Source organism: Cesiribacter andamanensis AMV16 (assembly GCF_000348925.1).
GTDB lineage: Bacteria > Bacteroidota > Bacteroidia > Cytophagales > Cyclobacteriaceae > Cesiribacter > Cesiribacter andamanensis.
Map to the genome: position 1 here is coordinate 1 of NZ_AODQ01000166.1, position 8,302 is coordinate 8,302.

General features: G+C 55.3%; 5 protein-coding genes. 4 read left to right on the top strand and 1 reads right to left on the bottom strand.

Annotated features, from left to right (window positions below):
- Nucleotides 1–287: 287 nt before the first annotated feature.
- Entirely contained in the window at nucleotides 288–1,901 is a 1,614-nt protein-coding gene (gene dnaB / locus ADICEAN_RS19185; RefSeq protein ID WP_040398335.1) for a replicative DNA helicase, read from the bottom strand.
- Nucleotides 1,902–2,010: 109 nt separating this feature from the next.
- Here dnaB and ADICEAN_RS19190 point away from each other — a divergent pair, with 109 nt between their 5' ends.
- The 4 genes from ADICEAN_RS19190 (at nucleotide 2,011) to ADICEAN_RS19205 (ending at nucleotide 8,113) form a co-directional block, all read left to right on the top strand.
- The gene (locus ADICEAN_RS19190; protein WP_009197322.1) at nucleotides 2,011–3,384 is read left to right on the top strand and encodes a UDP-N-acetylmuramate--L-alanine ligase; all 1,374 of its coding nucleotides are present in this window, start codon (nucleotides 2,011–2,013) and stop codon (nucleotides 3,382–3,384) included.
- 33 nt (nucleotides 3,385–3,417) lie between these two features.
- A complete protein-coding gene (locus ADICEAN_RS19195; protein WP_009197323.1) occupies nucleotides 3,418–4,221 on the top strand; it encodes a 3'-5' exonuclease in 804 nt (267 codons plus the stop codon).
- A gap of 108 nt (nucleotides 4,222–4,329) precedes the next feature.
- Nucleotides 4,330–6,537 (top strand): bifunctional alpha,alpha-trehalose-phosphate synthase (UDP-forming)/trehalose-phosphatase, encoded by a 2,208-nt coding sequence (locus ADICEAN_RS19200; protein WP_009197324.1) that lies wholly within the window; start codon nucleotides 4,330–4,332, stop codon nucleotides 6,535–6,537.
- 139 nt (nucleotides 6,538–6,676) lie between these two features.
- Nucleotides 6,677–8,113 (top strand): pyridoxal phosphate-dependent decarboxylase family protein, encoded by a 1,437-nt coding sequence (locus ADICEAN_RS19205; protein ID WP_040398333.1) that lies wholly within the window; start codon nucleotides 6,677–6,679, stop codon nucleotides 8,111–8,113.
- Nucleotides 8,114–8,302 lie beyond the last annotated feature (189 nt).

Consider the following 8,302-nt stretch of genomic DNA (forward strand, 5'->3'; position numbering starts at 1 on the left):
ATTCGTTTCGTATAGAAATATTCCAGATTAAGTAATACATAATTCACATTATATTTAAGATAGTCATGTAGCCACTTAACTAAGTGTATTACTACGTTTATCTGCAACGCATGCGCAAAGATCGTTTTGTACAGCAAGGGTAGGTTGTCTAAACCTGTTTTGCATACCTATCGGCCATTATGCATGCTTGTGATACCCACGCGGCTCACAGAAGCGCTATCAAATGCCTGACAGCAAAAAACCTGAGCAGGGCGCTCAGGTTTCTATTTGCGGGAGGGATTAACGTTTTAAAAGGGGGCCCCGTCCTCGTCACCAAAGCTGGTGTAGCCAAAGCCCGGGGGGCTTTTGGGCGGCTGGCCTTCTTCGTTGATGCGGCTGCCGAAGATCTGGGCGCCACCGCCCTGCGGATCTACCGTACCACCGCTCATGGTCTTGATGGGGGTAAAGTTTCCGCTTGGAGCATAACTGCTGATGGAGGGTCCGTCCAGGTCGGTAAAGCGGGTATATTTACCAATGAACTTAAGCTGCACGGTATCCAGCGAACCATTCCGGTGCTTGGCTATGATCACTTCCCCTACCCCCTGCAGCGGCTCGCCGTTCTCGCCCTGCAGAATGCCGTAGTACTCGGGGCGGTAGAGGAACATCACCATATCGGCATCCTGCTCAATAGAGCCCGATTCCCGAAGGTCGGAGAGCTGCGGGCGCTTGTCGCCACCGCGGGTCTCTACCGCACGGCTAAGCTGCGAGAGGGCAATTACCGGACAGCTCAACTCTTTGGCCAGCTGCTTGAGGCCGCGGGAGATCGAAGCAATTTCCTGCTCCCGGTTGCCTTTGCCGCCGCCCCCCTTGCTGCTGTCGCCGCTCATCAGCTGCAGGTAGTCAATGATGATCATCTGAATATCGTGCTGCGCCTTCAGGCGGCGGCACTTGGCCCGCAGCTCCAGAATGGAGAGGGCCGGCGTATCGTCAATAAAGATGGGGGCTTTGTTCAGGCGGGTGGTTTTGTGCACCAGCTGCTCCCATTCATAATCGGCCAGGTTACCTTTTTTGATCTTCTCACTTTCCAGCTCAGCCTCGGCCGAGATCATCCGGTTTACCAGCTGCACCGCCGACATCTCAAGCGAGAAAATGGCCACCGGCTTGTTAAAATCCACTGCCGCATTGCGCAGGGCCGAAACCACAAAGGCCGTTTTACCCATGGCCGGGCGGGCGGCAATGATAATAAGGTCAGAGGGCTGCCAGCCGGAGGTTACCCTGTCCAGCGCACTAAAGCCACTGGGCACACCGGTAAGGCCGTCCTTATGATCTCTGCGCGCTTCCAGCTCCCGCATGGCATCGCGCATGATGGATTTCATGTCGGCGTAGTTCTTGCGGATGTTGGCCTCAGACACTTCAAAGAGGGCCGATTCGGTCTTGTCCAGCAAGTCAAATACATCGGCAGTATCCTCATAAGCCTCCTGCTGAATCTGTCCGGCTATGGTGATGAGCTTGCGCTTGATGGCCATTTCCGACACAATGCGGGCATGGTACTCAATGTTGGCCGCCGAGTTTACCCGGCTGGTGAGGTTGGTAATGTAGAAGGCCCCTCCTGCCCGCTCCAGTGCGCCATTTTTACGGAGCTGGTTGGTAACGGTGAGCAGATCTACCGGCTCGGAGGCATTGAACAGGTCAATGATGGCCTCGTAGATGAGCTTGTGCTGCTCCCGGTAAAAATTATCCACTTTCAGAATGTCAATCACCGTAGTGACTGCATCTTTTTCGAGCATCAGGGCGCCCAGCACCGCTTCCTCGAGGTCTATCGCCTGCGGGGGGAGCTTGCCCATAAGAGCTCCCGGCTCACTGGGGGCCAGCAACTTAGGGGTAAAGCTTCCGGTACGGCTAGTGCCTTTTCCATTCTCCATAAAAGCAAAGGTAAACGATTGGCGGGCAAACTTGTCCACATATTATGAACAATCAAATGTTGGTCAGGTGTTTAAATTATTCTAAATTTGGCATACCCCTAAAAGGCTTATGAGCGAGAAAATTTCCAAGAAATATCACTTTATCGCCATCGGTGGCAGCGTAATGCACCACCTGGCGATTGCCCTGCACCGCAGTGGCCACCAGGTTACCGGCTCTGACGACGGCTTCTTTGACCCCTCCCGCAGCAACCTGCAGCGCTTTGGCCTGCTGCCCGAGCAAACGGGCTGGTTTCCGGAAAAAGTAAGCCCCGAGCTGGATGCTGTGATCCTGGGCATGCACGCCCGCAGCGATAATCCCGAACTGGCCAAAGCTCAGCAGCTGGGCCTGCCTGTATACTCCTTCCCTGAGTTTATCTACAACCAAAGCCGGGACAAGCAGCGCATCGTCATTGCCGGCAGCCATGGCAAGACCACCATCACCTCCATGATCATGCATGTGCTGCGGGAAAACAACCGCCGGTTCGACTATATGGTGGGCGCCGAGGTAGAAGGTTTCGACGGCATGGTAAAGCTCTCCGATGCCCCCATCATCATCCTGGAAGGCGATGAGTACCTGACCAGCCCGCTGGACCGTACACCCAAATTCCTGCACTACCATCACCACATTGCCCTGATCAGCGGCATAGCCTGGGACCACGCCAATGTGTTCCCTACAGAAGAGGTGTATGTAAAGCAGTTTGAGCTGCTGGCCGATGCCTCGCCCAAGGGCGGCTCACTGGTCTATTGTGAAGAAGACCCCCTGGCCTCCATCATTGGCATTAAAAAGCAGGAAGATGTAAACCAGCTTCCTTATACCACCCATCCGCATGAGGTACGCAATGGCGAAGCCATTCTGAAAACGCCAGCCGGCCCCGTACCCGTACAGGTGTTTGGCTCCCACAATATGCAAAACATCAGCGGCGCCTATCAGGTGTGCCGCCGCATTGGCATTACCGATGAGGAGTTCTACAGCGCCATTGGCAGCTTTAAGGGAGCAGCCAAGCGGCTGCAAATACTCAGCCAGACCCCGGCTACTACCGTATTCCGCGATTTTGCCCATGCCCCTTCCAAGGTAGAGGCCTCGGTGCGGGCCGTGCTGGAGCGCAACCCCAGCCGTAAGCTCATTGCCTGCCTGGAGCTGCACACCTTTAGCAGCCTCAGCCGCAGCTTTTTACCTAAATACCAGCACAGCTTTGGCAATGCCGATCTGGCCGCTGTCTATTACAACCCGCAGGTGGTAGACCAGAAGCGCCTGGAGAGCTTCAGCGAGCAGGAAGTGCAGGAAGCCTTTGGCCATCCGCGCATGCAGGTATTTACCGAGCCGCGCCTGCTGGAAGCCTGGGTGCGCCAGCAGGACACCACCAACACCAATATTCTATTCATGAGCTCTGCCAACTTTGGCGGAATTGACCTGCAGCATCTGGCCCAGGACCTGGCAAAGTAATGCCGGTCCGGCGCTTGCCGCTTCCCCCCTTATATGAAATTACACCTGAGAAACCCCTTAGCCATCTTTGATGTGGAAGCGACCGGCGCCAATGTGTGCCGCGATCGCATCGTGGAGTTGTTTATTCTGAAGATCCATCCCGATGGCCGAAAGGAGGAGCATAACTACCGGATCAATCCCGGCATGCCCATCCCCCCGGAGGTAAGCATGGTGCACGGTATTTATGACCAGGACCTCAAAGACTGCCCCACTTTTAACGATCTGGCCCCTACCATCAAGCGGGTGCTGCAGGACTGTGACCTGGCGGGCTTCAACCACATCAAATTTGACATTCCCATGCTGGTAGAAGAATTTCTGCGGGCCGGCCTGGAGTTTGATGTGCGCTCCCGCAAGCTGGTAGATGCACAGATCATCTTTCACCTGATGGAAAAACGCACCCTCTCGGCGGCCTATAAATTCTATTGCGGGCAGGAGCTGGAGAATGCCCATAGCGCCCAGGCCGACACCATGGCTACTTATGAGGTACTGAAAGCCCAGCTGGAAAAATACGACGGGCAGGAAGTGGAAGACAGCAATGGCAACAAAATAGGCGTAGTCAAAACCAGCGTAGACAGCCTGCACAAATTATTCAACAGCAAAATGGTAGACCTGGCCGGCCGCTTTGTGTACAACCAGGAGGGGGTGGAAGTGATGAACTTTGGCAAGCACCGCTTCCGGCCTGTGCTGGATGTGCTGAAGGAAGAGCCCGGCTTTTATGACTGGATGATGCGCGGAGAATTTCCGCAGGATACCAAACGCAAATTAACAGAGATAAAACTTAGCGCCCTGCGACGCTAGCAAAGCGCAAACGTTTAGGCTGTTTTTTTGTTTTGTGTATAGCTGGCTGCGCCGGGCCGGCAGTGGGTGCAAAACCTTCTTTTTTAGAGCAAAACCACTTTTTTAGCAATGCCTAAGACCATTATTGTATCGAACCGACTGCCTGTTAAGATTCAGAAAGGTGACCAGGGGCTGGAGTACCAGACCAGTGAGGGGGGCCTGGCTACGGGCTTGGGCTCTATTTATAAGGAGGGAAACAACGTCTGGATCGGCTGGCCGGGCCTGTATGTAGACAGCAAGGAAACCGAGCAGGAGATTACCACCCGCCTGCAGGAAAGCAACATGAGCCCGGTTTTTCTTTCGGCCGAAGAGATCCGGGACTATTATGAGGGCTTCAGCAACGAAACCCTCTGGCCTACCTTCCACTACTTCAGCAACTATGCCATCTATGAAAATGAGCTCTGGGAGGCCTACTTTCGGGTAAACCTCAAGTTTTGTGAAGAAGTGGTGCGCCTGGCCGAACCCGGCGATACCCTCTGGATACATGATTACCAGCTGCTGCTGCTCCCCCAGCTGATCCGGGAGCGCCTGCCCGAGAGCAGCATTGGCTTTTTTCTCCACATCCCCTTCCCTTCTTACGAGGTGTTCCGGATGCTGCCCTGGCGGCGACAACTGCTCAAGGGCCTGCTGGGCGCCGATCTCATCGGCTTCCACACCTACGACGATATGCGCCACTTCCTGAGCAGTGTGAACCGCATTGTAATGCTTACCCATACCAACGGGCAGGTAGATGTAAACAACCGCCGCGTGCTGGTGGATGCCTTTCCCATGGGCATCGATTATCAGAACTATGCCGCAACTGCTGCCGCGCCCGACACCATTAAAAAGGAAGTACGCTTCCGCACTGCCCTGGGCGAGGTAAAGGTAGCCCTAAGCATCGATCGCCTGGATTATTCCAAGGGTATTCCCAACCGGCTACAGGCCTTTGAGATGTTCCTGGAGCGCTACCCCGAGTGGCGCGGCAAGGTATCGCTGGTAATGGTACTGGTGCCCAGCCGGGACCGTGTGGGTCGCTACAAAGACCTGAAGGAGGATATTGACGAGCGCGTAGGCCGCATCAACGGGCAGTACGGCCGCCTCAACTGGACCCCCGTTCATTATTTTTACCGCTCCTTCCCGCTCAACTCGCTTTCGGCCTTTTACCGCATTGCCGATGTGGCCCTGGTAACCCCCATGCGCGATGGCATGAACCTGGTAGCCAAAGAATATGTGGCCAGCAAGCTGGACCAGCGTGGTGTGCTGGTGCTGAGCGAAATGGCCGGCGCCAGCCGGGAGCTGCTGGACAGCCTGCAGATCAACCCCAATGATATTAACGGCATGGTAGATGCCATTCATGCCTCGCTGGTGATGTCGGAGTCGGAGCAGGAGCGCCGCATGAGCAATATGCAGGCCACCATCCGCAAGTATGATATTCACAACTGGGTACGGGTGTTTATGGACCGCCTTTCCTTTATCAAGGAGAAGCAGGATAAAATGTCTACCCAGCAACTGGACGAGGCTGCCGTATCCCAGATTCTGGAAAGCTTCACTGCTGCCAGCCGCCGTTTTGTCTTTGCCGACTATGATGGCACCCTGATGCCCTTTGAGGACAACCCCCTGATGGCCAGGCCCGATGATGACCTGGATCAGCTGCTGCAGCAACTCAGCGGAAACAAGCAGAATGAGCTGGTGATCGTCAGTAGCCGTACCGCCGATACCCTTTACAAATGGCTGGGCAGCATGCCCATTTACCTGGTGGCCGAGCATGGCATTTACATCCGCAAGCAGGACAGCACCTTTGAAAAGATCGAGCGGGTAGACAACAGCTGGAAAGATGAGATCCGCCCCATTCTGGAAGATTATGTAGGCCGTACGCCAGGCGCTTTTCTGGAAGAAAAAGACTACTCGCTGGTATGGCATTACCGCCGGGTGCAGTCCGGCCTGGGCGAGCTGCGCATGCGCGAGCTCACCAGCCACCTGAAGTACCTGGCCTCTACCTTAAACCTGCAGGTGATTGATGGCGAGAACATTGTGGAAGTAAAAAGCCTGGAGGTAAACAAGGGCAAAGCCGCCCGTCACCTGCTGGAAGAGTTGCCAGAGGCCGATTTTATCCTCTGCTTCGGCAATGACTGGACCGATGAGGACACCTTCCGCAACATGCCCGAGCATGCCGTAACCATACGGGTGGGTCCTGGCCCCTCCATCGCCAAATACCGGGTCAGCAACTGGCAGGAGGTGCGCCGGCTGCTAAAAAAACTAAATCAGAGCACCAAAATAGTGAACGAAGCCGGAGTTTGATCTCCGGCTTTTTTTATTCCTTCCCGTCCCCCTCCGTCGCAGGAACTACAAGGTAGCCTTTCAGGCATTTTTTTTGGGTATACGCATCTGCTCATCGCTAAATTTTGCACTACTTTGCTGCCCAAGCATCCCCATGTACATGACAGAGTTGCTGAAAAAGGCCTATGATGCCGAAGAGTTTCGCACCGCCGGCCATGCCCTGATCGATCAGCTGGCCAATTATCTGAACCAGGCCTATCAGGGAAAAGGCCCTAAAGTATTGGAGTGGAAAAGCCCCGAGGAGCAGCTGGCCTTCTGGCAGAACTATGCCCCGGCGGGTAATGCTCCTACCCCCTCCACCAAGCTGTTTGCCGATTTGCTTCAGCACTCCATCCACCTGCACCACAAGCAGTACATGGGCCACCAGGTGGCCCCGCCCCTTCCCCACTCGGCGCTGGCCAGCCTGCTCAGTGCACTTATGAACAATGGCATGGCCGTGTATGAAATGGGGCCTGCCGCCTCGGCCCTTGAGAAAGTGGTGGCCCAAACCTTTACGCGCGCCCTGGGCTGGGGCGAGGCAGCCGATGGTTTCCTCACCTCAGGGGGTACCCTGGCCAACCTCACCGGCCTGCTCTCTGCCCGCAGGGCCAAAGCGGGCGGCGATGTCTGGAACCGGGGAAACAGTGAAAAGCTGGCGCTAATGGTTTCTGCCGAGGCGCATTATTGTGTGGATAGGGCCGTACGCATTATGGGGTGGGGAGAAGAAGGGGTAATCAAAGTACCGGTAAATGAGCGCCTGCAAATGCGTACCGACTTGCTGGAGGCCTATTACCAGCAGGCCCGGCAGGCGGGCATCCGGGTAATAGCCGTGGTGGGCAGCGCCTGCTCCACTTCCAGCGGCTCCTATGACGATCTGGAAGCCATAAGCCGCTTTTGCCGACGCCATGACCTCTGGATGCATGTAGATGGTGCCCATGGGGGCGGTGCCATTTTCTCCCCCACCTACCGGCACCTGCTAACGGGAGTAGACGGGGCCGATTCCGTAGTGATCGACATCCATAAAATGTTGATGGCGCCCTCCATCACCACCCTGCTCCTCTACAAAGAAGGGCTGCAGGCCTATCATACCTTTTCGCAAAAGGCGCAGTACCTCTGGGAGCAATCGGGTGATGAGGAATGGTACAACCTGGCCAAGCGCACCTTTGAGTGTACCAAGCACATGATGAGTGCCCGGGTCTTTACCATCCTGCACCTGTATGGCACTCAGGTCTTCGATGACTACGTTACCACCCTCTATACACTCGGGCGTACTTTTGCCAGCATGCTTCAGCAGCAGCCCGATTTTGAGCTGGCGCTGGAACCTCAGGCCAACATTGTCTGCTTTCGCTACCGGCCACAGGGGGTCCCCCAGCAGCAGCTGGATGCCCTCAACAGCCGCATCCGCCGAAAGCTGCTGGAAGGGGGTGATTTTTACATCGTCCAAACTACCCTTCATGAGCAGGTCTACCTGCGCACTACCCTCATGAACCCCTTTACTACGGAAGTGGAGCTGAACGGGCTACTGAAGGAAATTAGAACGCTGGCGCATGGCCTGTAAGTGATTCGGGAAGAGTAAAGAAGAACAAAGATTGACTGGAGGCTTTCTCTCAGGCATCAGAGGGCTTTTTTCGTTGTAAGAAAATTTTGGCAGTCGGCGCCGGTTATGCCCATCTTGTTTCGGCTGCGCACAATGTAGATGGTCAGCTCGTTTTCTGATACCACATGCTGGCGCACCTTGTACCTGGTA

Coding starts and splice junctions, on each gene's coding strand:
- dnaB (WP_040398335.1), bottom strand. CDS start 1,901: ATGGAGAATGGAAAAGGCACTAGCCGTACCGGAAGCTTTACCCCTAAG.
- ADICEAN_RS19190 (WP_009197322.1), top strand. CDS start 2,011: ATGAGCGAGAAAATTTCCAAGAAATATCACTTTATCGCCATCGGTGGC.
- ADICEAN_RS19195 (WP_009197323.1), top strand. CDS start 3,418: ATGAAATTACACCTGAGAAACCCCTTAGCCATCTTTGATGTGGAAGCG.
- ADICEAN_RS19200 (WP_009197324.1), top strand. CDS start 4,330: ATGCCTAAGACCATTATTGTATCGAACCGACTGCCTGTTAAGATTCAG.
- ADICEAN_RS19205 (WP_040398333.1), top strand. CDS start 6,677: ATGACAGAGTTGCTGAAAAAGGCCTATGATGCCGAAGAGTTTCGCACC.